This is a genomic window from Flavobacterium potami, from assembly GCF_020026915.1.
GTDB lineage: Bacteria > Bacteroidota > Bacteroidia > Flavobacteriales > Flavobacteriaceae > Flavobacterium > Flavobacterium potami.
Window position 1 is genome coordinate 83,552 of the sequence record NZ_JAINUY010000002.1, and the last position, 24,591, is coordinate 108,142.

The 24,591-nt window shown below is 33.1% G+C and carries 24 protein-coding genes and 1 pseudogene; 10 read left to right on the forward strand and 15 right to left on the reverse strand.

Features of this window, described 5'->3' with window-relative positions:
• Positions 1 to 42 precede the first annotated feature (42 nt).
• Entirely contained in the window at positions 43 to 372 is a 330-nt protein-coding gene (locus K6T82_RS06110) for a hypothetical protein (RefSeq protein ID WP_223705051.1), read from the forward strand.
• A gap of 151 nt (positions 373 to 523) precedes the next feature.
• On the forward strand, positions 524 to 1,618 hold the full coding sequence (locus tag K6T82_RS06115) for a DUF695 domain-containing protein (protein WP_223705052.1): 1,095 nt from the start codon (positions 524 to 526) through the stop codon (positions 1,616 to 1,618).
• 90 nt (positions 1,619 to 1,708) lie between these two features.
• Here K6T82_RS06115 and K6T82_RS06120 read toward each other — a convergent pair whose 3' ends face one another.
• Positions 1,709 to 2,911 carry an aminotransferase class I/II-fold pyridoxal phosphate-dependent enzyme gene (locus tag K6T82_RS06120; protein WP_223705053.1) on the reverse strand — a complete coding sequence of 401 codons (1,203 nt, stop codon included), beginning with the start codon at positions 2,909 to 2,911 and terminating at the stop codon, positions 1,709 to 1,711.
• Positions 2,912 to 3,161: 250 nt separating this feature from the next.
• On the opposite strand from K6T82_RS06120, the gene K6T82_RS06125 reads away from it, so the two are divergent.
• From K6T82_RS06125 to K6T82_RS06135, 3 genes are all read left to right on the forward strand, one after another.
• Positions 3,162 to 3,620, forward strand: a complete 459-nt coding sequence (locus K6T82_RS06125; RefSeq protein ID WP_223705054.1) for an Lrp/AsnC family transcriptional regulator — start codon at positions 3,162 to 3,164, stop codon at positions 3,618 to 3,620.
• Between the two features lie 417 nt (positions 3,621 to 4,037).
• Entirely contained in the window at positions 4,038 to 5,441 is a 1,404-nt protein-coding gene (gene lpdA / locus K6T82_RS06130) for a dihydrolipoyl dehydrogenase (RefSeq protein ID WP_223705055.1), read from the forward strand.
• A gap of 161 nt (positions 5,442 to 5,602) precedes the next feature.
• Complete coding sequence (locus K6T82_RS06135; RefSeq protein WP_223705056.1) at positions 5,603 to 6,145, forward strand: lipocalin family protein; 543 nt, start codon at positions 5,603 to 5,605, stop codon at positions 6,143 to 6,145.
• Between the two features lie 54 nt (positions 6,146 to 6,199).
• On the opposite strand, the gene K6T82_RS06140 is transcribed toward K6T82_RS06135, so the two are convergent.
• On the reverse strand, positions 6,200 to 6,574 hold the full coding sequence (locus tag K6T82_RS06140) for a DoxX family membrane protein (RefSeq protein WP_223705057.1): 375 nt from the start codon (positions 6,572 to 6,574) through the stop codon (positions 6,200 to 6,202).
• Positions 6,575 to 6,871: 297 nt separating this feature from the next.
• Here K6T82_RS06140 and K6T82_RS06145 point away from each other — a divergent pair, with 297 nt between their 5' ends.
• The 3 genes from K6T82_RS06145 (at position 6,872) to K6T82_RS06155 (ending at position 11,750) form a co-directional block, all read left to right on the forward strand.
• Positions 6,872 to 8,158 carry an anthranilate synthase component I family protein gene (locus K6T82_RS06145; protein ID WP_223705058.1) on the forward strand — a complete coding sequence of 429 codons (1,287 nt, stop codon included), beginning with the start codon at positions 6,872 to 6,874 and terminating at the stop codon, positions 8,156 to 8,158.
• 200 nt (positions 8,159 to 8,358) lie between these two features.
• Positions 8,359 to 9,669: a tRNA lysidine(34) synthetase TilS gene (tilS, locus tag K6T82_RS06150; RefSeq protein ID WP_223705059.1), complete on the forward strand. Its 1,311-nt coding sequence runs from the start codon at positions 8,359 to 8,361 to the stop codon at positions 9,667 to 9,669.
• Positions 9,669 to 11,750: a protein-disulfide reductase DsbD family protein gene (locus K6T82_RS06155; protein WP_223705060.1), complete on the forward strand. Its 2,082-nt coding sequence runs from the start codon at positions 9,669 to 9,671 to the stop codon at positions 11,748 to 11,750. Before tilS ends, K6T82_RS06155 begins: the two co-directional genes overlap by 1 nt.
• 156 nt (positions 11,751 to 11,906) lie before the next feature.
• Here K6T82_RS06155 and K6T82_RS06160 read toward each other — a convergent pair whose 3' ends face one another.
• Positions 11,907 to 13,223 carry an ammonium transporter gene (locus tag K6T82_RS06160; protein WP_223705061.1) on the reverse strand — a complete coding sequence of 439 codons (1,317 nt, stop codon included), beginning with the start codon at positions 13,221 to 13,223 and terminating at the stop codon, positions 11,907 to 11,909.
• A 318-nt stretch (positions 13,224 to 13,541) separates the two neighbouring features.
• On the opposite strand from K6T82_RS06160, the gene K6T82_RS06165 reads away from it, so the two are divergent.
• Together K6T82_RS06165 and K6T82_RS06170 are read left to right on the forward strand one after the other, a co-directional pair.
• Entirely contained in the window at positions 13,542 to 14,516 is a 975-nt protein-coding gene (locus tag K6T82_RS06165) for a Gfo/Idh/MocA family protein (protein WP_223705062.1), read from the forward strand.
• 78 nt (positions 14,517 to 14,594) lie between these two features.
• Positions 14,595 to 16,128: pseudogene (locus K6T82_RS06170) on the forward strand (YifB family Mg chelatase-like AAA ATPase).
• A 49-nt stretch (positions 16,129 to 16,177) separates the two neighbouring features.
• Here K6T82_RS06170 and K6T82_RS06175 read toward each other — a convergent pair.
• The 12 genes from K6T82_RS06175 to K6T82_RS06230 form a co-directional block, all read right to left on the reverse strand.
• The gene (locus K6T82_RS06175; protein WP_223705063.1) at positions 16,178 to 16,726 is read right to left on the reverse strand and encodes a hypothetical protein; all 549 of its coding nucleotides are present in this window, start codon (positions 16,724 to 16,726) and stop codon (positions 16,178 to 16,180) included.
• A 28-nt stretch (positions 16,727 to 16,754) separates the two neighbouring features.
• Positions 16,755 to 17,630, reverse strand: a complete 876-nt coding sequence (locus K6T82_RS06180; protein WP_223705064.1) for an alpha/beta hydrolase — start codon at positions 17,628 to 17,630, stop codon at positions 16,755 to 16,757.
• 22 nt (positions 17,631 to 17,652) lie between these two features.
• Entirely contained in the window at positions 17,653 to 18,018 is a 366-nt protein-coding gene (locus K6T82_RS06185) for a hypothetical protein (protein ID WP_223705065.1), read from the reverse strand.
• Positions 18,019 to 18,108: 90 nt separating this feature from the next.
• Positions 18,109 to 18,612, reverse strand: coding sequence for an SRPBCC family protein (locus K6T82_RS06190; protein WP_223705066.1), 504 nt, complete (start codon positions 18,610 to 18,612; stop codon positions 18,109 to 18,111).
• A gap of 198 nt (positions 18,613 to 18,810) precedes the next feature.
• Positions 18,811 to 19,308: an SRPBCC family protein gene (locus K6T82_RS06195; RefSeq protein WP_223705067.1), complete on the reverse strand. Its 498-nt coding sequence runs from the start codon at positions 19,306 to 19,308 to the stop codon at positions 18,811 to 18,813.
• Entirely contained in the window at positions 19,298 to 19,624 is a 327-nt protein-coding gene (locus K6T82_RS06200; RefSeq protein ID WP_223705068.1) for an ArsR/SmtB family transcription factor, read from the reverse strand. The genes K6T82_RS06195 and K6T82_RS06200 overlap by 11 nt, the downstream gene beginning before the upstream one ends.
• A gap of 155 nt (positions 19,625 to 19,779) precedes the next feature.
• Positions 19,780 to 20,967, reverse strand: coding sequence for a hypothetical protein (locus K6T82_RS06205; RefSeq protein WP_223705069.1), 1,188 nt, complete (start codon positions 20,965 to 20,967; stop codon positions 19,780 to 19,782).
• A gap of 240 nt (positions 20,968 to 21,207) precedes the next feature.
• Positions 21,208 to 21,675, reverse strand: coding sequence for a DUF1572 domain-containing protein (locus tag K6T82_RS06210; protein WP_223705070.1), 468 nt, complete (start codon positions 21,673 to 21,675; stop codon positions 21,208 to 21,210).
• A gap of 60 nt (positions 21,676 to 21,735) precedes the next feature.
• On the reverse strand, positions 21,736 to 22,896 hold the full coding sequence (locus tag K6T82_RS06215; protein ID WP_223705071.1) for an acetyltransferase domain-containing protein: 1,161 nt from the start codon (positions 22,894 to 22,896) through the stop codon (positions 21,736 to 21,738).
• 239 nt (positions 22,897 to 23,135) lie between these two features.
• Positions 23,136 to 23,498, reverse strand: coding sequence for a hypothetical protein (locus tag K6T82_RS06220; protein ID WP_223705072.1), 363 nt, complete (start codon positions 23,496 to 23,498; stop codon positions 23,136 to 23,138).
• Between the two features lie 59 nt (positions 23,499 to 23,557).
• The gene (locus tag K6T82_RS06225; protein WP_223705073.1) at positions 23,558 to 24,007 is read right to left on the reverse strand and encodes a hypothetical protein; all 450 of its coding nucleotides are present in this window, start codon (positions 24,005 to 24,007) and stop codon (positions 23,558 to 23,560) included.
• 55 nt (positions 24,008 to 24,062) lie between these two features.
• Entirely contained in the window at positions 24,063 to 24,443 is a 381-nt protein-coding gene (locus K6T82_RS06230; protein ID WP_223705074.1) for a DUF5071 domain-containing protein, read from the reverse strand.
• Between the last annotated feature and the right edge of the window lie 148 nt (positions 24,444 to 24,591).

The following is a 24,591-nucleotide window of genomic DNA, read 5'->3' on the forward strand; positions in this document are numbered from 1 at the left end:
TTAAGACTTAGACATTTTTTCTACACTTAATATTAAAATCATTTGAAAAATATCTCAAATAAAAAACTATTCTCAATATTTGCGGTTCTTTTAATATTAGATATAATTGGATTGATTTTCCAAACACAAAAAACTGGAGCTTATAATTTAAATGGTAGTTATAGTGAAGCTAATAGTGTTGGATTAATTGTAAGTGTTTTGTTCGGAATTGTAATTTCTTTTCCTTTACTTTTTGCTTTTATAGCTGCTGTAATTGCACTTTTTATCAATAAAGTGCTTCCATACAAAAAAAGATTTATTAGAATATTCTTGTTTATTTTAGTTATTTTCTATGCAATCTTTTTGGTTCGAATTTTGTTAAATTTTATTTGAGAAAAGTTGAAAATTATATATAAAAGCCGTTTTGAATATCTCAGAACGGCTTTTTTAATTTTCGTTATTTTTATAGCAATATTCTTATGTTTTAAAATGGCTTTTCCTTAAGTTTGTTTTCAGTAAAATTTCAAATTATAATTATAAATACATGGGTTTTCTTGATAAAATATTGGGCAAAAAAGAAGCTCCAATACAATCTAATGCTGATTTCTGGAATTGGTTTTTAAAACACGAAAGAGAGTTTTTCAAAGTCGTAAAAAACAGACAAAATATCCACCAAGATTTTCTTGATAAACTTGGACCAAAACTTGATGAAATCCATAATGGAATTTACTTTTTGACAGGAATGTTTGATGACAATACCGTCGAATTAATCCTGACGCCTGATGGTGCAATAAGAAATATTTATGCAATTGAAGATTTGGTAAATGCTGCGCCTTCAATAGATGGTTGGAAAATTACAGCTTTAAAACCTTCTTCAGATATTCAGAATATTGGTGTTAATTATGAAGGATTTAAATTCAATAAAGATAATATAAAGTTTTACCCAAACATTCATAATGGTTATCCTGACGAAATTGATTTGACTGTCGTTTATGATGATTTTGAAGAAGAAAAAAGGTCAATCCTGACAAATGGAATTTATATTTTCTTAGATAATTATTTAGGAGAATTACATTCGGTTACTTTAATTGATAATATGAAGATTGTTGGACCAAATGGTATTTCGGAAGAATTAATTCCGATCGAAAAATTAAAAGATTATTTAATTTGGAGAGAAAAAGAATTTGTAGAAAAATACGAAGGCACGAGACATAATACAGAAAACGATAATTATTCAAGTTTTGAAGCCACTACAAAAGATGGAGGAGCTGTCATTGCAATTATAAATAGCGATATTCTACAGTGGGATAAAAAAGCGTCTCATCCGTGGGTATTTATTGTTACGATTCCGTTTGATGGAAGTAATAATAACGGAATGCCAGATAAAGAAACGTATCAAGTATTAAACGAAATTGAAGATGAAATAGTGCCATTTCTAAAAGATGTAGACGGCTATTTAAATATCGGAAGAGAAACATCAACCAATAAAAGAGAAATCTTTTTTACTTGTAAAGATTTCCGAAAACCAAGTAAAGTGGCAGATGAATTAATTAAAAAGTACAATGGCGCTTTCGATATAAGTTACGAAATCTACAAAGACAAATATTGGCGAACGTTTAGAGCTTACGAGCCAAGATAATTTTTTATAGCCACGAATTCGCGAATTTATAAAACAATTAATTCGTGAATTCGTGGCAAATAAATTCAGCGTATCTCTGCGGAATAATCCTTATAAAACGCCAAGTTCCACCATACAAGCTTTCATCATTTCGTAAGTACGTTGAATATCATTATCCAAACCAATAGAAAAACGAATTAAACCATCCGTTAATCCCATTTCTTTTTGTTCGTCTAACGGAATCTCACTTGAAGTTGAAGTTCCAGGCGCACTGAATAATGTTTTGTAAAATCCTAAACTTACCGCTAGATAACCTAGATTTCTTTCCTGCATCAATTCCATCAATTCATTGGCTTTTGACAAAGAGCCAACATCAATGGTCAGCATTCCGCCAAAACCATATTCTGGATTAATCATAGTCTTATACAATTCATGACTCGGATGACTTTTTAATCCCGGATAAACCGTTTTTAAGCCATCTTTCTCAAATTGATCAGCCAAAAAATGTGCGTTGTGACTATGCTGTTTAATTCGAATATGAAGTGTTCTCAGGTTTTTCATCACGCTTGCAGAACGCAAACTATCCATTGTAGGACCTAAAAGCATACTTGCTCCAGAGTTTACATTTTTCAATGAATTGATAAATTCTTTTGAAGCACAAGTCACACCGCCAACTGTATCACTGCTTCCGTTAATGTATTTCGTCAAACTATGAATTACGATGTCAGCGCCCAATTTTGCAGGAGAAACCGATAATGGCGAAAACGTATTATCTACAACCAGTTTCAGATTGTGTTTTTTAGCAATTGAAGCCAAACCACGAATATCAGCAACTTCCAATAACGGATTACTTACCGTTTCGCAATATAAAACTTTCGTTTTAGAAGTAATTGCAGCTTCAACAACGTCCAATTTAGTGATATCAACAAAAGTCGTTTCAATTCCAAATCTTGGAGTAAAGTTTTTCAGGAAAGCATAAGTTCCACCATAAATCGTTCGGCTTGAAACAATGTGATCGCCTGCACCGCACAATTGCAATAGAGTTGGCGTAATAGCACCCATTCCTGAAGCCGAAACATTTGCGGTTTCTGTCCCTTCCATCGCCGCCAAAGCCTGATCCAGATATAAATTACTAGGCGAAGAATGTCGCGAATACAAATAACAGCCTTCCATATTGCCTTCAAAAGTATCGAACATCGTTTTTGCCGACAAAAAAGTATAAGTCGAAGAATCAGAAATCGACGGATTCACTCCACCAAATTCACCAAAATATTGTAAATCCTGAATTTTGTCTGCTGGTTTAAAGTCTTTCATTTATAGTTAGTTTTTTGTTTGTTTCAAGTTTAATGTTTCAAGTTGTTTAAAAAGAAATCTCATCAAAGAAAGGTTTAATTAGAAAAAATGTCAATAAGTATTTATTTTTATAGTTTTTAAAACTATAAAAGTTTTTTTTAATTGATTTTTAATCTAAATTTGATTTGTAAAATGTAATTCTGTAGATTTTTTTTCATAATAATTAATGATAGGGATGAGATTGCTTCGTTCCTCGCAATGACACAATAAAATGACTTTAGACGAAATAGATAAAAAACTCCTTGTTTTACTCCAAACGGACAGCAAAAAGACCAATAAAGAATTGTCTCTAAAACTGAACCTTTCCGTAACAGCAGTTTACGAGCGAATCAAAAAACTGGAGCGTGAAGGAATTATAAAAAACTACGCTGCTTTACTAGATAAATCCAAAATCGAAAAGGGATTTGTGGTGTTTTGCCATTTAAAACTCATTCAGCATACCAAAGAGTTTCTAACGAAATTCGAAAGTGAAGTCATCAAACTAAACGAAGTTTTAGAATGCCATCACGTGAGTGGCGATTACGATTATATCTTGAAAGTTCTAGTAGAAGATATGGAAGCTTATCGCGAATTCTTAGTAACTAAACTGACTTCGTTGCAACACATCGGAAGCACACAAAGTATGTTTATGATCAGCGAAGTGAAGAATTCTACGGTGATTTCTTTTTGAGATTCTAAGGTTCTAAGATGCTGAGACTCTAAGTTTTTTTAGCTCGCAAAGACGCAGAGTCGCAAAGTTTTTTTATAATTTTTAAGATTAATTGCGTCCAACTTTAGCTTGATGTAAAGTGTTGTTCAAGTAAGAGGCTTTAGCCAAAATTCTCAAAGTTTGGCTAAAGCCTGATATGTTATCAATTTGAAACCTCCAGCTAAAGTAGGAGGCAATTTAAAAAACTTTGCGTCTTAGCGACTTTGCGAGCAAAATTCCACCCCTATAAAATAAAACTTAGCGAACTTAGCGTAAATCTTAGCGCCCTTTGCGGTTAAACTTCTAAGCAAAATTTCACACAAAAAACATTGAAATTTAAACTTCAAACAAAACTTTATTCCTTAAATTTGTGACGCTTAAAATAAAAAAGACAAAACTATGAGTTCATTTGACGTAGTCATTATAGGTTCAGGTCCTGGCGGATATGTATCAGCAATTCGTTGCGCACAATTAGGTTTCAAAACTGCTATTGTAGAAAAATATAATTCATTAGGCGGAACTTGCCTTAACGTAGGTTGTATTCCTTCAAAAGCATTATTATCATCTTCTCACCATTATGCAGAAATTGCTCATTTTGCAGACCACGGAATTGAAGTTTCTGGTGATGTAAAAATCAATTTAGAGAAAATGATCGCGCGTAAACAAGCCGTTGTAGATCAAACCGTAGGTGGAATCAACTACTTAATGGATAAAAATAAAATTACTGTTTTCAATGGTTTAGGTTCTTTCGTAGATGCAACTCACATTGCTGTTGCAAAAGCTGACGGAACTTCAGAAACTATCGAAGCAAAATATACTGTAATTGCTACAGGATCAAAACCATCTTCTTTACCATTCATCAAAATTGATAAAGAAAGAATCATCACTTCTACTGAAGCTTTGGCTTTAAAAGAAGTTCCAAAACACTTAGTTATTATTGGTGGAGGAGTTATCGGAATCGAGCTTGGACAAGTTTACCTTCGTTTAGGAGCTCAGGTTTCTGTGGTTGAATTCATGGACAGAATCATTCCAGGAATGGACGGTTCTCTTTCTAAAGAATTAACTAAAGTGTTGAAAAAACAAGGAATGAAATTCTACGTTTCTCACAAAGTAAAATCAGTTGAAAGAAACGGTGATGCTGTTACAGTTCAGGCTGAAAACGCAAAAGGAGAAACAATCACTCTAGAAGGAGATTATTCATTAGTTTCTGTTGGTCGTCGTCCTTACACAGACGGATTAAATGCTGACAAAGCTGGAGTTAAAATTTCAGAAAGAGGACAAGTTGAAGTAAACGATCATTTACAAACAAGTGTTCCAAATATCTACGCAATTGGTGACGTTGTTCGTGGAGCGATGTTAGCACACAAAGCGGAAGAAGAAGGAGTAATGGTTGCTGAAATCTTAGCTGGTCAAAAACCGCATATCGATTACAACTTAATTCCTGGAGTAGTGTACACTTGGCCAGAAGTTGCTGCAGTTGGACAAACTGAGGAGCAATTGAAAGCTGCTGGAGTAGCTTACAAATCTGGAAGTTTCCCATTCAAAGCGTTAGGACGTGCAAGAGCAAGTGCTGACTTAGACGGATTCGTAAAAATCCTTGCTGATGAGAAAACAGATGAGGTTTTAGGAGTTCACATGATTGGTGCTCGTACAGCAGATTTAATTGCTGAAGCGGTTACTGCAATGGAATTCAAAGCTTCTGCTGAAGATATTTCTAGAATGAGCCACGCGCACCCAACTTTCGCGGAAGCGGTAAAAGAAGCAGCATTGGCAGCTACAGAAAATAGAGCTTTACACGTATAATTTACGTTCAAAGATATTTTAAAACCGTCCCGTCAGTTTTGACGGGACGGTTTTTTTATGCACAATTTTTAAGCTTTATATAATATAATAATCAAAAATAATTTTGTAAATTAGATGTAGATTTCAGGTGGTATCTTTATGATAATTAAAAAGATACGATTATGAAAACTAAATATATTGTTCCAGTTTTGATTGGAGCGGGAATTGCTGTCACATTGTATTCTTGCGGTGGCGGAATTCCTAAAAATGCACAAGCTGTTACCAACTTTGACAGCAGTAAATATCTCGGAAAATGGTATGAAATTGCCAGATTAGATTACAAATGGGAAAGAGATTTAAACAATGTAACTGCCGAGTATTCTTTAAATGAAGATAAAACTATAAAGGTCGATAATAAGGGCTATAATGTCAAAAAAGACAAGTGGGAACAAAGTGTCGGGAAAGCTAGATTTGTCAAAAAAGACAATATTGGTATGCTGAAAGTCTCATTTTTTGGTCCTTTTTATTCCGGTTATAATGTCGTGGCAATCGATCCCGATTATAAATACGCATTGGTGGCTGGAGAGAGCTTAAAATATATGTGGATACTTTCTAGGGAAAAAACAATTCCAGAAAGTATAAAAGCTGATTTTTTGATTAAAGCACAAGAGATTGGTTATAATGTGACCAATTTGGTTTGGGTAAAACATGACAAAGTAAACTAAATAAGAAACCCGACAGTTATTGCTGTCGGGTTTTGTTTTTAAGTTGAAGAAGTATTACGGAGTAAAAATACTTTTGTAATTATTCCAGTATCTGTAAATCAAGAATAAATTGGCCAGAAATAATAAAATTGCAATCGGCAGTCCTTCCGGGGCAAGAAAATAATTGATAAACAAAATATTTACCGTAATCGGTAAGATCAAAATGTTGGCTAAAGTTACATAACGGCCAGTTACAAATGCAATTCCGCAAAGCAATTCAATTGATTTAGCTAAGGGCATTAAATAAGTTGAAGCCATCAAACCGACATTAAAAGCTTTAAAGTTTCCTGTGGTTTCAGGTTCAGGCATTAGATGAAAAAAGTAACTGATAGAAGCAAAAAGTAATAAAAGACCAACTAGAACGCGAACAATAATTGTAGCAATTTTCATAATACTTAGGATTTTTTAAGGTTAAAAAATATAATTAAGCTATTGGAGTAGGGCAATATAACTTCCTAAAGTAAAATCAAAAATTAATTTATTTGATTTTATTTTGAGAAATTTTCAATCAAATTAGGTTGATTTTGGTATTAATATAATGCTATATCAAATATAACGAATTTTTTCTTATGAAATTCATATGTTTTTAACAGTTTTGTGTTGCTTGTTTTATTTTGGCAATATTTTTTCCTGTTCTAGTTATGCAAGAATTTTGTCGTAATTTTGAAGTTTAAAAAATTACCATTTTTGAGAGTTTCCATTCATAAAAATATTGCCAATCCAAAACTGTTTAGAGAACAGCTTTTAAGTTGGGCGCAACAGTTTCGAGAAGTCATTTTTTTAGACAGTAATTCTTATCCGCAACAGTATTCCAGTTTTGATTGTGTATTGGCTGTCGATGCGTTTACGTCTTTAAAAACAGATTATTACAATGCTTTTGAAGATTTAAAACAATATCAGCAAAATACAAAGGACTGGCTTTTTGGGTATCTTTCTTATGATCTAAAAAATGATATTGAAAAACTTCAATCCAATAATTTTGACGGATTACAATTTCCTGATTTGTTCTTCTTTCAGCCTAAAAAGATTTTTATCCTGAAAGAAAATCAACTTGAAATTCAGTATTTATTGCTTTGCGATGATGAGGTTGAGGAGGATTTTAATGAAATAGTCGAAGGTCAAAAGTCGAAAGTCGAAAGTCATGAAAAAGTAATTGTGCAACAACGTATTTCTAAAGATTTATATGTTCAAAAAGTAAATAAAATGCTGGAACATATTCATATTGGTGATATGTATGAAGCTAACTTCTGTATGGAATTTTACGCTGAGAATGTTGTTATAAATCCGTTAGAGAAATTCCAGAAACTAAACGAAATTTCGCAGGCACCATTTGCTGTTTTCTTCAAAAATCATAAACAATATTTACTTTCTGCATCACCAGAACGTTATTTGACGAAAGTAGGGGAAAAGATTATTTCGCAACCTATAAAAGGAACTTCAAAGCGTTTTCCGGATCCGATTAAAGATGAAGAATCAAAAAATATTTTGGCTTCAGATGCAAAAGAACGTGCCGAAAACATCATGATAACCGATTTGGTTCGAAATGATTTATCGCACACAGCGCAAAAAGGTTCTGTTGTTGTGGAGGAGCTTTGTGGTATTTATTCGTTTCTGCAGGTTCATCAGATGATTTCTACAGTAACTTCAAAATTAGATCCGCAATATTCGGCTGTTGATGTTTTAAAGACAACATTTCCGATGGGAAGTATGACAGGTGCTCCAAAAATTTCTGTAATGGAAATCATAGAAAATCTGGAAGAAACCAAAAGAGGATTATATAGCGGGGCAATTGGTTATTTTACACCCGAAGGCGATTTTGATTTTAATGTCGTAATTAGAAGTATTTTATACAATCAAGAAAACAAATATGTGTCTTTTTCTGTTGGAAGTGCCATCACATCGTTATCAATTCCAGAAAAAGAATATGAAGAATGCTTGCTGAAAGCAAAAGCAATGCATGAAGTTTTACAGTAATTTTTTTTCGCCACGAATTACACAAATTTCCACGAATTCTATTCTTCAGCTAAATGGTCATAGCCTAAAGGATTAAAAGGATTAAAATCTGTTAATCTGTGACAAAAAAAAATAGTGTAAATTAGTGTAATTTGTGGCTAAAAAATATGCTTAACATTTCATTTAAAAATAGATCGAATTTAATTTTTTAATTTTATCAAATGTTTTCAAAATTTCAAAATCATATCATTTCGAGGTTTCCTTTTTTAGCAGAAAAAAAACTTTTTCTAGCGGTAAGCGGTGGGTTAGACAGTATGGTTTTGTTGCATTTAATGAATCAATTGCCCTATGAAATCGCTGTTTTGCATTGCAATTTTCAACTTCGCGGATTAGAAAGTTTTGGTGATCAGGAATTTATTCAAAACTATTGCAATCAAAATAACATCCCGATTTTTTCTACTCATTTTGATACAGAAGCTTTTGCCAAAGATTATAAATTATCTACACAAGTTGCCGCAAGAGAGCTTCGTTATAGCTGGTTTTATGAGCTTTTAGAAGAAAAAAACTTCGATTATATTCTTACGGCTCATCATGCTGATGATAATCTGGAAACTTTCATCATCAACTTAACTCGCGGAACAGGATTAGAAGGTTTAACTGGAATTCCGGAAGAAAACGATAAAATTATTCGTCCGCTTTTGCCTTTTTCAAGGGAAGAAATTTCGAAATATGCAGAAGAAAATAAAATCGAATGGCGAGAAGACAGCAGTAATGCTTCGACAAAATATTTAAGAAATAAAATTCGTCACAATTTGGTTCCGGTTTTGAAAGAAATCAATCCGAATTTTCTGGATGCTTTTCAGAAAACGCAGTCCTTTCTTCAAGAATCAAAAGAAATGGTTGAAGATGCTTCGATTATGATTTATCAGCAAGTTGCGAAAGAAGCTGGCGACGATATTCATTTTGATCTCAATCAATTAAAAAAACTTCCAAATTACAAGTCGTATTTGTACCAATGGTTGAATGAATTTGGATTTTCGGCTTGGAATGATATTTATGATTTAGTTGAAGGGCAATCTGGGAAACAAGTATTTGCAGAAGAATTCCGATTGTTGAAAAACAGAGAAACATTGATATTAAGTCCGTTTACTGAAACATCACAAAAAGAAGAATATGAAATAAATGAAAACGATACAGACGTTAATTTTCCCTTAAAAATAAGTCTTTGTAACGTAGGTCACATAAGTTATGATTCAAATAGAGTTATATTTGTCGACGCTGATAAAATCCGTTTTCCATTGTTATTGCGTAAATGGAAAAAAGGAGATGTTTTTCAACCTTTTGGAATGCATGGGAAGTCTAAAAAAGTGAGCAAGCTTTTTAAAGATGAAAAACTATCCTTAATCGAAAAAGAAAAAACATGGATTTTGTGTTCTGAAGATCAAATAGTTTGGGTTGCAGGAATTAGACAAGACGAACGTTTTAAAATAGAAAAAGCCACAAATAAAATATATAAAATAGAATTACAATAATGAACTTTACTCAAAATCCACAGACTAATTTGTCAAGAAATATTTGGACTAAAATGCTCTTACTTTTTGTGTTTTTCTTTGCTTTTGCAAATGGAAATGCACAGATTTTAGAACCAGTAAAATGGACTTCAAAAATTGAAAAAAAAGGAAATAACGCCATTTTGATTTTTGATGGAACAATTGAAAAAGACTGGCATATGTATTCGCAGTTTACCCCAGACGGTGGACCTTTAGCATTAGAAATTACTTTTAAAAACCAAAAAGGAAACTACGAATTAGTCGGAAAAGCGAAAGAAGGTAAAACCAGAACCGCTTTTAATGATGTTTTTGGCGTAGATGAAAAGTTCTTTGAAGGAAAAGCACATATTGAACAAGAGATAAAAATCATTAATCCAAACTTGAAAACGGTTGATGTAGAATTTGATTTTCAGGTTTGTAAAGAAGTTTGCATCAATTCTAATAAAAAATTCTCAATAGCTGTGCCTTCAACTTTTAAAGCAGAAGAATTGCCAGTTGTTGCAGAAGCGAAAGTTGATGAAACAAAAGTAGAGGCAATTGCTGTTGATACAGTTAAAAAAGAAGAAGTAGTTCAAGAGAAAGTCGAAAAAACTGCAGAAGTGGCGAAAGAAGAAGTTCCTGCTCCAGCGCCTGTAAGAAGTTTATGGTCAGTGTTTTTTGTTGCTTTCTTATTTGGATTTACTGCATTGTTGACTCCATGTGTGTTTCCAATGATCCCGATGACGGTAAGTTTCTTTACAAAACAAAGTAAAACGAGAGCAGCTGGAATTAGAAATGCAATTATTTATGGTGTTTCTATAATCGTAATTTACGTTGGACTTGGTTTGATTGTTACTAAGATATTTGGTGCAGATGCATTAAATGCTTTATCTACTGATGTTTGGTTTAATCTTATTTTCTTTGTAATTCTGGTTGTTTTTGCTACTTCATTTTTAGGAGCTTTTGAAATTATGCTTCCAAATTCATGGGCAAATAAAGCCGATCAGCAAGCAGACAAAGGAGGAATAGTTGGAATATTGTTTATGGCTTTGGCTTTGGCAATTGTATCTTTTTCATGTACAGGTCCAATTGTAGGAACAATTTTAGTTGAAGCGGCGACAAATGGAGGAATTGCTCCAGCTGTAGGAATGTTAGGGTTTTCATCTGCATTGGCACTTCCGTTTATGTTATTTGCAATGTTTCCTGGTTGGTTAAATTCATTGCCAAAATCAGGAGGCTGGTTAAATACGGTAAAAGTGGTTTTAGGATTTTTAGAACTTGCTTTTGCGTTTAAATTTTTATCAAATGCGGATTTAGTATTGCAACTTCACTTTTTAGAGAGAGAAGTATTTATTGCAATTTGGATTGCGATTTTTGCTGCAATGACTTTGTATTTATTTGGAAAAATTACATTGCCTCATGATAGCCCAACAAATCATATTTCGGTTGGAAGGTTATATTTAGGATTATTAACTCTAGTATTTACTATGTATTTGATTCCTGGTTTATGGGGAGCGCCTTTAAAATTAATCAGCGCATTTCCGCCGCCTCCAACCTATAGCGAAAGTCCGTTTGGAGTAGGTGGGTCAGGAAATGGTGCAGTTTCAACAGAAACAGGAAAAGGTCTTCCAAAAGGAGCAGAGTTAGGCCCACACGGAATTATGGTTTTCCATGATTATGAAGACGGTTTGGCTTATGCAAAAGAAATCAAAAAGCCAATTATGCTTGATTTTACGGGCTATGCTTGTGTGAATTGCAGAAAAATGGAAAATAATGTTTGGTCTGAACCAACGATTTTGCCAATTCTGAAAAATGATGTTGTTTTGATTTCGCTTTATGTTGACGATAAACGTGAACTTCCAAAAGAAGAGCAATTTACAACTGCTGCAGGAGACAAAATTATCACTACAGGAGATAAATGGACAGATTTTATGATTTCTAAATATAAAACTAATACACAGCCTTTGTATGTGATTACAGATTTAGAAGGGAATAATTTAAATACTACTAAGCCGACAATCAGTTATGTAAGCGCTGATGAATATTTAAAATGGCTGAAAGAAGGAATTGCTAATTTTAAGTAAAGAAAATTAGAAAATTAGAAAATTAGAAAATTTGCAATCTAAAATCTAAAATCTGCGATCTAAAATATAAAAGGTTAATTCAAACAAAAAGCACTCTAAGTCAAATTTAGAGTGCTTTTTTATTTATCAAGTAATGTAAAGAAAGGGAATTTATTCTTATAAGAATTCTCCGTGTTGAGAGATGTCTAATCCTAGTTCTTCTTTCTCTTCAGTAACTCTTAGAGGAGTAATTTTGTTTACGATAAAGAATAAAGCATAAGACGCAACGAAAGCGAAGATTGAAACAGCAACTAAAGCTGTTAACTGGTTGATGAACAATGTTGGAGTTCCGAAGATTAAACCTTGGTTATCTCCAACTGCAGGGTTGATTGCTTTTGAAGCAAAAACACCAGTTAATAACATACCTACCATACCACCAACACCGTGACAAGCAAATACATCTAGAGCATCGTCAATTTTTCCTTTAGGGAATTTGCTTACCACAATATTACTTACAATTGCAGAGAACAAACCAATGAAGATTGCGTGAGAAATACTTACGAAACCTGCAGCTGGTGTAATAGCAACAAGACCAACAACAGCTCCGATACAAGCTCCTAGGGCAGATAATTTGTGTCCTAAAATTTTGTCAAGGAAAACCCAAGCCATTGCAGCAGCAGCAGCAGCAACAGTAGTTGTTCCTAAAGCTTGAGCAGCAAGACCATTTGCACCTAAAGCAGATCCAGCATTAAAACCAAACCATCCGAACCAAAGTAAACCAGTTCCTAATAATACATAAGTAATTCTAGCAGGATTTGATTTTTGAACTTTTCTTTTTCCTAAAAACATAGCTCCAGCTAATGCAGCCCATCCAGCACTCATGTGTACTACAGTTCCTCCAGCGAAGTCTAAAACTCCCATTTTGAAGAAAACACCATCAGGATGCCATGTCATGTGAGCAAGTGGTGTATAAATTAACAATATGAATAAAACCATGAATAACAAATAAGCCCAGAAACGAATACGTTCTGCAAAAGCACCTGTGATTAATGCAGGAGTAATGATGGCAAATTTTGCCTGAAATAATGCGAATAATATAAATGGAATTGTTGGTGCAAGGCTCCAAGCGGTATTGGTTCCAACTCCTTCAAAGAATAAATTATAAGATGGATTTCCGATAATTCCTCCAATTGTTGGTCCAAAAGCCAATCCAAAAGCAACAACGGTCCATAGAATAGTAACAATTACCATTGCCATAAAACTTTGAAGCATAGTACTAATTACGTTTTTCTTACCTACCATACCTCCGTAGAAAAATCCTAATCCAGGTGTCATTAACAATACAAATGCAGTTGCAACGATCATCCAGGCAGTATCTCCTGTATCAAACTTTACAGCTTCAGCTGGAATTGGGTTATCTGCAATGATAAAGTTTGAAATAAAGGTTAGTACCAAAATCGTGATAAGAATCACACTTAAAATAATTTTTCGCATAGTTATTTAGTTTTAAAATTTTTGATAAAAGTATAAAATCATTTAATACCCCCTAAAAAAATAGGGTTCAATGTTTAATTTTTGTTAAATTTAAAATTTAACCCCTATGATTTTGCGTGAATATCTTAAAACAAACTTAAAATTTACAATTTAGCAACATTCTTTTTCCTCTTATTGACTATTTTGATAATTTTTGGGGTAATTCATTGCTATTTTTTTGTAGGATAATGGATATTTGTTGTTTAAAAAACGTCTTGTTATTGTTATAGAGGATATTTTTTAATGTTTTTAACAAATTTGATGAGTAAAATTTAAAGAATGGAAACGAGAAGAATTAAATGGGGAATAATCGGACTTGGAAATATTGCAAGTCAATTTGCAGCAGATTTATTATTAATAGAAAATGCTGAACTGACGGCAGTTGCATCTAGAGATTTCTCTAAAGCAGAACAATTCGGCGGAAAATTTAATGCTTTGAGAATGTATAATTCTTATGATTTGCTTTTTGAAGATCCTGAAGTTGAAATTGTATATATCGCAACACCTCATAATTCTCACGCAGACTTAACTATAAAAGCGCTTGAAAAAGGCAAACATGTTTTGTGCGAAAAGCCAATGGCTTTATCTTATAAAGATGCACAAAGAATGGTTGAGGCTTCTAAAAAACACAATAGATTTTTTATGGAAGCATTTTGGACGCGATTTATTCCGTCTGTTCAAGATCTTTTGCAGAAAATCAATAATGGAGCAATTGGAAATGTAAATTACATAAAAGCCGATTTTGCCTTTCACGGAAGTGAAACAGAAAACAAAAGACTTTTTGATAAAGAACTTGGTGGAGGAGCATTATTTGATATCGGAGTTTATCCTTTATTTCTCTCTTATATACTATTAGGATATCCGAAAGAGATTTTAGCGAAAGCCATCAAACATAAAAATGATATTGATTTACAGACTTCCATGATTTTGCAATACGAGTCGGGGCAATCTGTTTTGCATGCTTCCATAGTTTCAGAATCTGATATGAAAGCTGTTATTTCTGGAACAAAAGGGAGAATAGAATTAAATGCGCCTTGGTTTGTTGCTGATGGTTATTCTTTGTTTAAAAATGATGAAAAAGACGCAGTTGTTACTTTGCCTACTTTAGGAAAAGGATATTCTCATGAAATTATCGAATGCCAAAATTGTATTTTGAACAATGAAATTGAAAGCAAACTTTGGTCTCATCAGAATTGCTTGGATTTGAGTAGGATAGTGGAGGAGATCAAAACTCAAATAAAACTCTCGTTTTAATTTTTTATTTATTTGTAATAAAATATTTACAATTAATTATTTTTCATTAGTTTTAAAAACTATTAATGAAAGATAATTATGCTAGTAAAAGTTTACGGAAGTGCCGTTTTTGGAGTTGAGGCCACAACTATTACAGTTGAGGTACATATGGACAAAGGAATTGGTTATCATTTAGTTGGGCTTCCAGATAATGCCATAAAAGAAAGCAGTTATAGAATTGCTGCTGCCCTAAAAAATAACGGATTGAGTTTTCCGGGAAAGAAAATTACAGTCAATATGGCGCCCGCCGATCTTAGAAAAGAAGGCTCGTCTTACGATCTGACTTTGGCAATGGGAATTTTAGTTGGTTCAGATCAAATAAAAGCGCCTGATATTGAACAGTATATCATTATGGGCGAACTTTCTTTAGATGGAAGTCTACAACCTATTCGAGGTGCATTACCTATTGCCATTAAAGCAAAAGAAGAAGGTTATAAAGGATTTTTCCTCCCGATTCAAAATGTAAAAGAAGCGGCAATAGTTTCAGATTTAGAGGTTTATGGAGTTTCAAATCTAAAAGAAATCATCGATTTTTTTGCAGGAAAAGGAACGCTGCAGCCAACAGTTATCGATACAAGAGCAGAGTTCTACAAAACATTAGATTTTCCAGAACATGATTTTTCCGATGTGCGTGGACAAGAAAGCATCAAGCGTTGTATGGAAATTGCGGCAGCTGGTGGGCATAATATTATTTTAATCGGTCCGCCTGGAGCAGGAAAAACCATGTTGGCCAAACGTGTTCCGAGTATTTTACCGCCAATGACTTTGCGAGAAGCTTTGGAAACTACTAAAATTCATAGCGTTGCCGGAAAACTGAAAGAAGTCGGATTAATGAATCAAAGGCCTTTTAGGAGTCCGCATCATACGATTTCGAATGTGGCACTTGTCGGTGGAGGAAGCTATCCACAACCGGGAGAAATTTCGATGGCACATAATGGTGTTTTATTTTTGGACGAATTACCAGAATTTAAAAGAGATGTCCTTGAAGTAATGCGACAGCCTTTAGAATCGTGAAGTAACAATTTCGCGAGCTAAGTTTACCATTACGTACCCTTCATCTTTTATGTTGGTGGCAAGTATGAATCCGAGTCCAAGCGGATTCTTTAATGATCCAAGTATGCCAAATACTTCTTCGCCACACGAAATGCAGCGTTACATGAGTAAAATTTCAGGACCGTTATTGGATCGAATTGATATACATATTGAAGTTACTCCCGTTCCGTTTGAGAAATTGGCAGATGAAAGAAAAGCTGAAAGTAGTGTAGAAATTCGTAAGCGAGTAACTGCTGCGAGAGAAATTCAAACCAAACGATTTGAAACTGTAGAAAATGTGCATTATAATGCGCAAATGAGCAGTAAACTGATTCGTGAGTTTTGTGTATTAGACGAAGCTTCAAAAGAATTATTAAAAAATGCAATGGAAAGATTAAATCTCTCCGCTCGTGCTTACGATAGAATTTTGAAGGTTTCAAGAACAATAGCCGATTTAGATGATTCAGAAAATATTGTTTCATCACATATCGCCGAAGCAATTCAATATCGTAGTTTGGATAGAGAAGGTTGGTTGGGATAGAAATTATGTGAAATGTAAATGATAGTATTTACATTTCACATCTTTTATATTATTTCCATTTCCAATCATTTTCAATATTGTATTTTACATTTAAACCGTTAGCAAGTTCTTTTAGAAATGGTATAACGTCATCAAGATTCTGAATTTTATCTTTTGGCAAGATGAGTGAATTACCAAGTTTTAGTTTTATAAGAATTACGGAGCTTATTTCATTTATTTCTTCAATTTCACTTGTAGCCATTTTAACTTCCCCTCCGCTAATGTCTTTTGATAAAAGAAAATCGTGATCAAATTCAATAACAATATCTTTGTAAAATCGATTTTGATAATTTTCTTTTATAAAGCTTTCATAATGTTTTGTGTAATGTCTTCTTTCCCAATAGGGATACAGTAAAAACCACAAAACTCCTATTGCTGAAAAAATAATAGCTCCTTGCGTATCCTCTTTATAAAGATCAAATAATACAAAAGCAGCATAAATTAAGGGAATTATAATTTTATTTCGAGTTCTTTTCTTTTTAATTCTCTCCGATTTTGAAGCTGTATAAAGCTGATATTGTAGAAAATCATTTGCGTTAAGTTGATAACGGATAACCATTTTATTTTGTTTGGGGATTAATAGTAATTTATTTCTCTTCTTGTATTTTAGGGTAAAAGAATTTAAAAGCGTTCGCAACGGCAGTATGCAAAATAGATCCGTGGTTTTCTTCTGGAAAATAATCGAAATAAATTTTTATGTTTTTGCTTTTTGAAAACTGTATTTTTTCAGCCAATAAGTTTGCGTCAACTTCCATAACACGCGGAATAGCAGTCGGCGTTAAACCTTCTTTTCCAACAGCGATGTAAATTTCTGTTTTTGGGTTGAAATTTTCCTTTAAAATTGGTGAATCTAAATTAAGAATCGAGCCATTATCCCACCAGATACTTGGGCTCACAATAACATATTTATTAAAAAGAGAAGGCTTTTTAAGTAAAATTTCCGTTTCTAATAATCCGCCTAAAGATTGACCGATGATGGTTTTAGAATCATTTGTTTTGTATTTTTTCTCGATAAAAGGCTGTAATTCTTTTTCGATAAAAGTGATAAACTGATCGGAATGACCTGTTGTAGGGAAACGAGTTTTGTCATTTTCTATCGTTGTCGGAAAAGTAAAATCTCTTCTTCTGTCAACAGTTGCAATACCTACTACAATGGATTTTGGAACCTGATTGATCCATTCAAAACTATTAAACTGAACCAATCCTGTTATATGAATAAAATCTTCATCGGCAGAACCGTCTAGTAAATAAATGACAGGATATTTTGCAGCTTCAGTAGGATTATATCCTTCCGGAAGATAAATGTTTAGGATTCTTTTTTCATTTAATTCTTTCGATTGGATTTCGTCAATAACGCCCAATACAAAAGGTTTTGAGGTTTCTGTGGTTTTAGTTTTGTTTTTTTGGCTGAATATTAAACTAGTAGAAAAAAGTAAAAAAGCCAAGGTAAAAAATTTGTTCATTATGTATTCTTGAGGGATTTGTTTAAAAGCCTGTTTTTACTTCTTGTTCAGGTTTGTGGTAACTATTTCGGTTTGTAGTAATAATCAAAACGCCGGCTTCTCCGTAATTTCCATAAATATTAATACCGGTCTGTTTTTCAAGAGCAATAATTTTAGCGATTTCAATTTTAGAAAGAGCAAGCTTTTCTTTTTCTAAATCTTGATAACGATGCGGAATTCCGTCAACTACAACTATCGGGCGGTCTGTAATTTTTCCTGATTTAGCTAGAGTTGCAATAGAATCGGATAAATACAATTTGTCTTTTCCTTCATCTGAAAGCTCATATCTGTTTTGAGAAAAAACGGTAATTGAAATGAATAAAAATAAAAGTGTTAAATATTTCATCATTTTGTTTTGTGTTTAAGATTTAAAAACCGAAAAATACAAAAAAATCCTGCAATTATGCAGGATTTAAACATTTAGTATTGTATTCTTAATTTATTTCTTTTCTCCAGCAAAAACAGCATCTAGGCCTTCCATTGCAATGGTGAAACCTTCCTTGAATCCCATTTCAATTATCATTTCCAGATCTGATAATTTTTCATGTTTGATCACCACATCCACAAAAGTAGATCCCTCTTTTTCAGAGAAGCTAACATCCCAATCAGAACGAGGGAATTCGTCATTTAAATTTCCTTGGCTATCGCAAAAAGCATCGAGCCATTTTACATTTGTCTTCGGATGTATCGAAGTATAATCGGCAAGAGCCCAATGTTCTTCGCCTTCTGGTCCAACCATGGTGTACAATCTGCGTCCGCCTTCCTTAAAGTCCATGCTTTTAGTTCTTGATTTCCAAGGCGCTGGTGCCCACCATTTATCCAGAATTTCCGCTTCAGTCCAAGCGGACCAAACGTTTGCCAGTGATGCGTTAAATTCACGTTTTACATTTACAGTATTATTTTCTTTATCTACAGTAAAATTCATTAAAAGATTTGATTTCATTTTCTTTAGATTTTAATTCGTTAATAACTCGTTGTGTGAAATTTGAAACACATAGAAACATAGATTTGTTTCGTAAAAAAGGAAATAAAAGAAACTAGTCTCCGCACATAGCATATCTATGTGTATTTAGATTAGTGAAACGCCTTTTCTAGATATTTAAACGGCTATGTTTCTGTGCGTTTAAAAATTAAATGGATTTTATTTTTCTGCGAAGATTTTGTCCAAACTTTCCATCGCGGCTGTAAATCCTTCTTTGAAACCCATTTCAATTATTTTTTGTAATTCTTCAAAACTATCACGTGTAATGTTGATGTCGACAAATGTAGCATCACCATTTTCAGAAAAAGTGATATCCCAATACGAACTTCCAAATTCTGAATTTGGCTTTCCTTCGGCATCACAAAAAGTAGCAGAATGTTTAAAGTTTGTTTTAGGAGAAATCGAAGAATATTCAAAGTAACTCCAGCGTTCTGTACCATCAGGACCAACCATAGCATACAATCTTTTTCCGCCTTCTTTAAATTCCATAATGGTAGTCTTAGACTTAAACGGAGCAGGCGCCCACCATTTATCTAAGATTTCAGCTTCAGTCCAAGCCGACCAAACGTGAGATAAAGGTGCGTTGAATTGGCGTTTTACATTGACACTTTTGTTTTCCTTGTCTACAGAAAAGTTCATTAATAAATCAGTTTTCATTTTCTTTAGATTTTAAATTAAATAATACTTGATCCAATTGATCGAAACGCTGTTCCCAAATTGCTTTAAATTGCTCCAGCCATTGATCAATCTCTTTCATTTTATCAATTTTGAGCTGATAGTAAATTTCTCGGCCCATTTTTTTTTCTTCCAGTAAATCACATTCATTCAGTATTTTAATGTGTTTGGAAACAGCCTGTCTCGTGGTTTGAAACTGCTCTGCAATGGCATTTGGCGTCAATGCAGTCGAAGAAACCAGAACTAAAATCGCTCTTCGTGTCGGATCGGCAATCGCCTGAAAAATATCTCGTTTCATTTTCTCAAAATTAAATTAAGCAACTAATCAGTTGCAAATATATGCAACTTTTCGGTTGCGCAATATTGAAAATGAATTTTTTTTAAAATGAAAAGAACGTAAACAAAAAAAGCACATCAAAGATGCGCCTTTTTTTAACTTGTTATGTTACATAATTACCGTCTAATTTTATTCCTCACGATAATATCTTTTAGTTTTGCTTTCAGGTCTTCTCCTGTATCGTAAACCATCTGCTCATTGTTTGGGAATGGTACAGCACGTTTTCCGAAATATTGTATGTAATTATCCTCACAAGCATTTCTGTCTCCTTTGTATTTGGAATAAATATTCTCAAAAATATATTCGCTGCTTATCGGAAATGTTTGTACCAACTGATTTGATTTTAGATCTACATAATCGACTTTTGCAGTTACTAAACAAGATTTAAACTGTCTGAATTCGTAGACTGTAGCGCGAAGAATTTTATAATTTTCCACTTTAATTTCTTTTCCTAAACTGTCTTTTACAGGTCTTCCGCGACCGTCCAAAAGCGTTTTTACTCCGTCTTTAACTTGTCTTTCCTTAATAAATTCCTTCTCCTTTATTTGTTCCGGAGAAATAGCAATTTGTCTAAAGTTAAGAATCAGACTATAATCATAAGTTACATTTTTTTGTCTTGCGCTGTGGTAAACCGTCCATTTATCATTCAATCCGAAGGTTTTAAAATCCAATAAATCATCTTGAAGCATTTTCGGAATCACCATATTGGTTTCGTTTTTAGCATAAACATCAACAAAATCAGTTCCTTTAAAAAGCGCATCATCCATCAATTTTTTGGTGTTTTTATAACCAGGATTAATACTTTCCAAATAGGCAAAATCATCATAAGCTTTTCTAAAATCCATTTTGTTGTTCGATTTTAAAAGAGAAGAAGCATTTTCATATAAATATTTCGAAAGCGCATTTTTGCTGCTTACCAGTTCATTAGAATAATTATCAAACGGAAAATAAGCATTTTTTCCTTGCTTCAATAAAGGCAGAGGTAAAATAGGTCTGATTTTTTCCTGACGATTATTTAGCTGTAAATAAGTATTGTAGATTCGTTCAGCATTCGCAGGATTTCCTTCTTTATTCAACATTTCCAGATTGCGCAAATCACGGTCTTTGGCTTTAGCAAACGCTTCTTCAAGCAGATAAACATAGTCTTGTTTGCCTTTTGAATCTTTTTTAGTACGAAGCGCTTCAACCGCACGGTCAATCGCACCGTCATAATTTCCATCGCTCAACATGGATTGTGTTGTCTTAACGCCACAAGAAGAAAGGGCTAAAAACAGTATAGAAACTAGAAAAGTAATTTTTTGCATAGTATGTCTTTTGAAGGTGTAAATATATCTTTTTTACCATTCAACAACTATGCCTTTTATCATTTATTTCAGGAGCAGAAAGAGTTGTTTTTATAAGACGAGTTGTCCCGCTTTCGCCTTTATCTCTCCATTTCATTTCGAGGATACCGGCTCTATCGGGGCTAGATTAGAAGTTTTATTTTTCAGAAAAATAAAAGCAAAAAAAAGACTAAAGATTTTTCCACAAAAGACTTGTATAATTTAAAAATTTAATTGTTTTTTGATCAATACGATTTGTCCTAAATGATAATAACTGTGTTCAATCATGGCTTCTATATTTCTTTTATAAGTTCCATATTTAACCTCTACAAAAACTTCTTCCAATTTTTCATCCGGCATTTGTTCTGTCAGAGAAGCAAACTCTTTGCTGTCATTCCAAAATGTACTTAAAAAAGCTTCCCATTGATCTTGCGAATGAATAGCAGGAAAGTCAAAACTAAATTGGTCTTTTATGTCTAAAGTTCCTCCTTTAAAAACTTGATTGATTCCCTTAATGTAATAATGAACATGCTGTGCCAGAGCCGCAATTGTGTTTAAATTCTGAATTGGAGTAACAGCAGTTTTCCAGTCCAAATTTTCAAGTTGATCTTTAAAATTGGTGTTTGCAATCCAGGTTCCGTTTAGAATGACTTCTCTAAAACGACTTGCAATTTCTACCGTATTTTTCATATTCAAAATAATTTAAAAATTAATTTCATTCCTGCTGAATCCAATTGTATTTGCGATTTTTTAAATATATTTTAACCACCAATACTGTTTTTCAGTTTTATATTTTCCAAACCATTTTGAAGGTTTATACAGTGAAACTACAACAGAAATCCAAATTAAGTAAATTGCCCAAAGAGGAAAACCGCTTTCCAAGCCTTTCGGTCTTCCAAACGTTCCGCCAGCAAATTCGAATTGCGACCAATTAAAACCTTGCGCAAAAAGCATTAAAAGCGTTAGAATATGTATCACATAAAAATGAACCACAAAATAAAATAAAGGGACTTTTCCATAAATCAAAGTCACTTTTTTAATGCCGTTTGAAAATTGTTCTGCAAAAGCAAGAAGCATAAACATAATGCCTAAAGTTGCAAGACAAAATAGGAGTGAAGGCGGATATTTGGTCACATTCATAAAAGACAAAAACGTAAAAACAACATCTTTTTGCGAAGTCCATAAAGCAGGATCGCCATAAATATTAACGAATCGAAGTATGATGAAGAAAACCAAACAACTCCAACCAATTTTGATAAAGAGCTTTTTTCTTTTTTCGGTCTCCAATTCAAAGAATTTTCCTGTTGCAAAACCAACCAACATAATGCCCAACCACGGAATTGGCGGATACCCCATGACAAAAGCTCTTCCAGAAAACGGAATCACAGTTGGACTAAAAAATGGGGTTAAAACCGTTTTTAAAACTGAATTTTCAGCAAATGGAACAAGTGGTAAAAGATTGTGACACAGAATGATGGTCAATCCAATAATTCCCAATGTTTTGGAATTGAGTTTAAGCAATAATCCTAAAATAATGAATCCAAAACCTATTGCAGCTATCACTTCAAATAAAAGGGTGTGAAAACCTATATCGAAGAACAATCCGAAATTGACAATTGTAAATTCGACGAAGATTAACCAAAACCCTCTTTTGATTAAATGAGTTCTTTTTTCGGAAATATTATTTTGGTTTTGAAGGGAAAGATAAACCGAAGTTCCTGCCAAAAAAACAAAAATCGGCGCACACAAATGCGTAATCCAACGCGTACAAAACAACAAAGGAGAAGTAGTTGCCAGATCAGTCGGACTTTGGGTAATCGAGTCCACGTGCATCAAATCGCGAACATGATCGAGCGCCATAATAATCATTACAATTCCGCGAACAATGTCGATAGATGGCTGGCGTTTCATGGGTTTGATTTTTAAATACTTAACAGTAAATCTAAGGAAATATTTTTTAAGTATTTGGAATCAATATTCTGACATTAAAAAAATTATTAAAGTGATAAAATGAATTGCGTCCAGCTTTAGCTGGAGGTCAGAATAATATAAAAAGAAAAAGGCTTTAGCCAAAATTTATTCATTTGGCTAAAGCCCATTCTAGACTTATTATATAAACCTCCAGCTAAAGCTGGAGGCAATTGATTTTTTTATTGTTTTCTAATTTTCACCTGATACACAATTTCCCAAAAAATAATAGAGAAAATAGCATTAGCAAAAATCGCAGTTTTTACTTGATATGGATCGTAATCGATAAATAGATGCAAATTGGTAAACTGTAAAGCCAGAAATAGAGACAAAGCGGCAATTCCGACAGCAAAAAGTATATTTAAAATTGGTTTCCATTTTAAAGCAAAAAAAGCATAAATCAAGTTGAAAATTGCAAAGCCACAACCTAATGTAATGTAGGGATCTGTCTTTAGCATTTGTCCCAATGAAAGGAAAAACTGAGTTGCAGTTAAGTATAAAAAGAAAAGGATAGAATATAGAAGGATTCGTACTTGTGGTTTCATTTTTGAATATTTTTAAGACAACAAAATTACTGATTTAAAATGAAGTTGTGATTAGGAGTTTATTGCAAAAGAGCCTCTATTTTAGCTTCCGATTTTTCCTTTAACGGACTTTCTGCTTTCAAACTCCAAATAACCAAAAATTTTCCTTTTGCCAAATATTCTTCCGGATGCTCTACTGTTGGTTCGCCTGCTTTTCCCCAAAGTAAACCTTGCAGAAATCGGTCGCCTTTAAAAACGTGATCAAATTCAAAGTACATGATAGAACCTCGATCTGTTTTGCTTTTAAAACTCTGAATGGCTTTACTTTTTACCGTTCCTACAATGTTGCTATAGGTTTCAATATCATTATAAAAGCTACAAGCTTGTGGCGTAATGCAGATATTTCCGTCGCTTGGAATATAGTTTTTAGGAACTTCTTTTGGTTTTAGTTTTAAATCAGCAATGGTTTGGCTGAAAGAGTTTATTGTAAATAGTAGGAGTAAAGTTGATAAGGGAATTGTGATTTTCATTTATTTTGCGGATTGATTTGGGATCATAAAAATAAGGTTTTAATTTAAAAAAGATTCAAGAGGGATATCCATTAATTATTTCATGGGCAATTTCATAAACTTCTTCTTCAATTTCTGCTTTAGTTGGATTCTTAGTAATTCTTTTTATCTCATCTAAAACTAGTTTGTTTTTTATTGTTTTTCCAAAAAATTGAAGAATCCAGTATTTCCAAATTTCATCTTTGCCTTGTAAAATTTTTATTATTTCAGATGATATTTTTTCTGTAAAAGGAATTAAAAGTTCTTTAACTGAAGTACTAATAGGCCAATTGATATCCTGTAACCATTCTAATAAATCTGGAATAATAGGTTCAATTTCATCAAATGTATAGCTTTTAAGTTTTTCAACCGTTTCAAAGTCAAATTTATCTTTAGGAATTAATTCTTTAATATTCATATTATTAAAATATTAGTTTACAAAAAAAGCACAAAATCGTATTTTGGTCTATTGCTCCTCCATGTGATTTCGCATTATTGTATCCAAAACCTGAAATATCAAAATCTGAGAATTGGAATTGCACTCCATTAACAGTAAATCTTTCACT

Excerpts from the sequence above, each read along its gene's own strand:
- K6T82_RS06200 (WP_223705068.1), bottom strand. The coding sequence starts at position 19,624 with ATGAAACGAGATATTTTTCAGGCGATTGCCGATCCGACACGAAGAGCG.
- K6T82_RS06210 (WP_223705070.1), bottom strand. The coding sequence starts at position 21,675 with ATGAAAAATACGGTAGAAATTGCAAGTCGTTTTAGAGAAGTCATTCTA.
- K6T82_RS06160 (WP_223705061.1), bottom strand. The coding sequence starts at position 13,223 with ATGCGAAAAATTATTTTAAGTGTGATTCTTATCACGATTTTGGTACTA.
- lpdA (WP_223705055.1), top strand. The coding sequence starts at position 4,038 with ATGAGTTCATTTGACGTAGTCATTATAGGTTCAGGTCCTGGCGGATAT.
- K6T82_RS06180 (WP_223705064.1), bottom strand. The coding sequence starts at position 17,630 with ATGAACAAATTTTTTACCTTGGCTTTTTTACTTTTTTCTACTAGTTTA.
- K6T82_RS06205 (WP_223705069.1), bottom strand. The coding sequence starts at position 20,967 with ATGCAAAAAATTACTTTTCTAGTTTCTATACTGTTTTTAGCCCTTTCT.
- K6T82_RS06225 (WP_223705073.1), bottom strand. The coding sequence starts at position 24,007 with ATGAAAATCACAATTCCCTTATCAACTTTACTCCTACTATTTACAATA.
- K6T82_RS06125 (WP_223705054.1), top strand. The coding sequence starts at position 3,162 with ATGACTTTAGACGAAATAGATAAAAAACTCCTTGTTTTACTCCAAACG.
- K6T82_RS06115 (WP_223705052.1), top strand. The coding sequence starts at position 524 with ATGGGTTTTCTTGATAAAATATTGGGCAAAAAAGAAGCTCCAATACAA.
- K6T82_RS06120 (WP_223705053.1), bottom strand. The coding sequence starts at position 2,911 with ATGAAAGACTTTAAACCAGCAGACAAAATTCAGGATTTACAATATTTT.
- K6T82_RS06140 (WP_223705057.1), bottom strand. The coding sequence starts at position 6,574 with ATGAAAATTGCTACAATTATTGTTCGCGTTCTAGTTGGTCTTTTATTA.
- K6T82_RS06230 (WP_223705074.1), bottom strand. The coding sequence starts at position 24,443 with ATGAATATTAAAGAATTAATTCCTAAAGATAAATTTGACTTTGAAACG.
- K6T82_RS06220 (WP_223705072.1), bottom strand. The coding sequence starts at position 23,498 with ATGAAACCACAAGTACGAATCCTTCTATATTCTATCCTTTTCTTTTTA.
- K6T82_RS06175 (WP_223705063.1), bottom strand. The coding sequence starts at position 16,726 with ATGGTTATCCGTTATCAACTTAACGCAAATGATTTTCTACAATATCAG.
- K6T82_RS06135 (WP_223705056.1), top strand. The coding sequence starts at position 5,603 with ATGAAAACTAAATATATTGTTCCAGTTTTGATTGGAGCGGGAATTGCT.
- K6T82_RS06185 (WP_223705065.1), bottom strand. The coding sequence starts at position 18,018 with ATGATGAAATATTTAACACTTTTATTTTTATTCATTTCAATTACCGTT.
- K6T82_RS06165 (WP_223705062.1), top strand. The coding sequence starts at position 13,542 with ATGGAAACGAGAAGAATTAAATGGGGAATAATCGGACTTGGAAATATT.
- tilS (WP_223705059.1), top strand. The coding sequence starts at position 8,359 with ATGTTTTCAAAATTTCAAAATCATATCATTTCGAGGTTTCCTTTTTTA.
- K6T82_RS06190 (WP_223705066.1), bottom strand. The coding sequence starts at position 18,612 with ATGAAATCAAATCTTTTAATGAATTTTACTGTAGATAAAGAAAATAAT.
- K6T82_RS06195 (WP_223705067.1), bottom strand. The coding sequence starts at position 19,308 with ATGAAAACTGATTTATTAATGAACTTTTCTGTAGACAAGGAAAACAAA.
- K6T82_RS06155 (WP_223705060.1), top strand. The coding sequence starts at position 9,669 with ATGAACTTTACTCAAAATCCACAGACTAATTTGTCAAGAAATATTTGG.
- K6T82_RS06215 (WP_223705071.1), bottom strand. The coding sequence starts at position 22,896 with ATGAAACGCCAGCCATCTATCGACATTGTTCGCGGAATTGTAATGATT.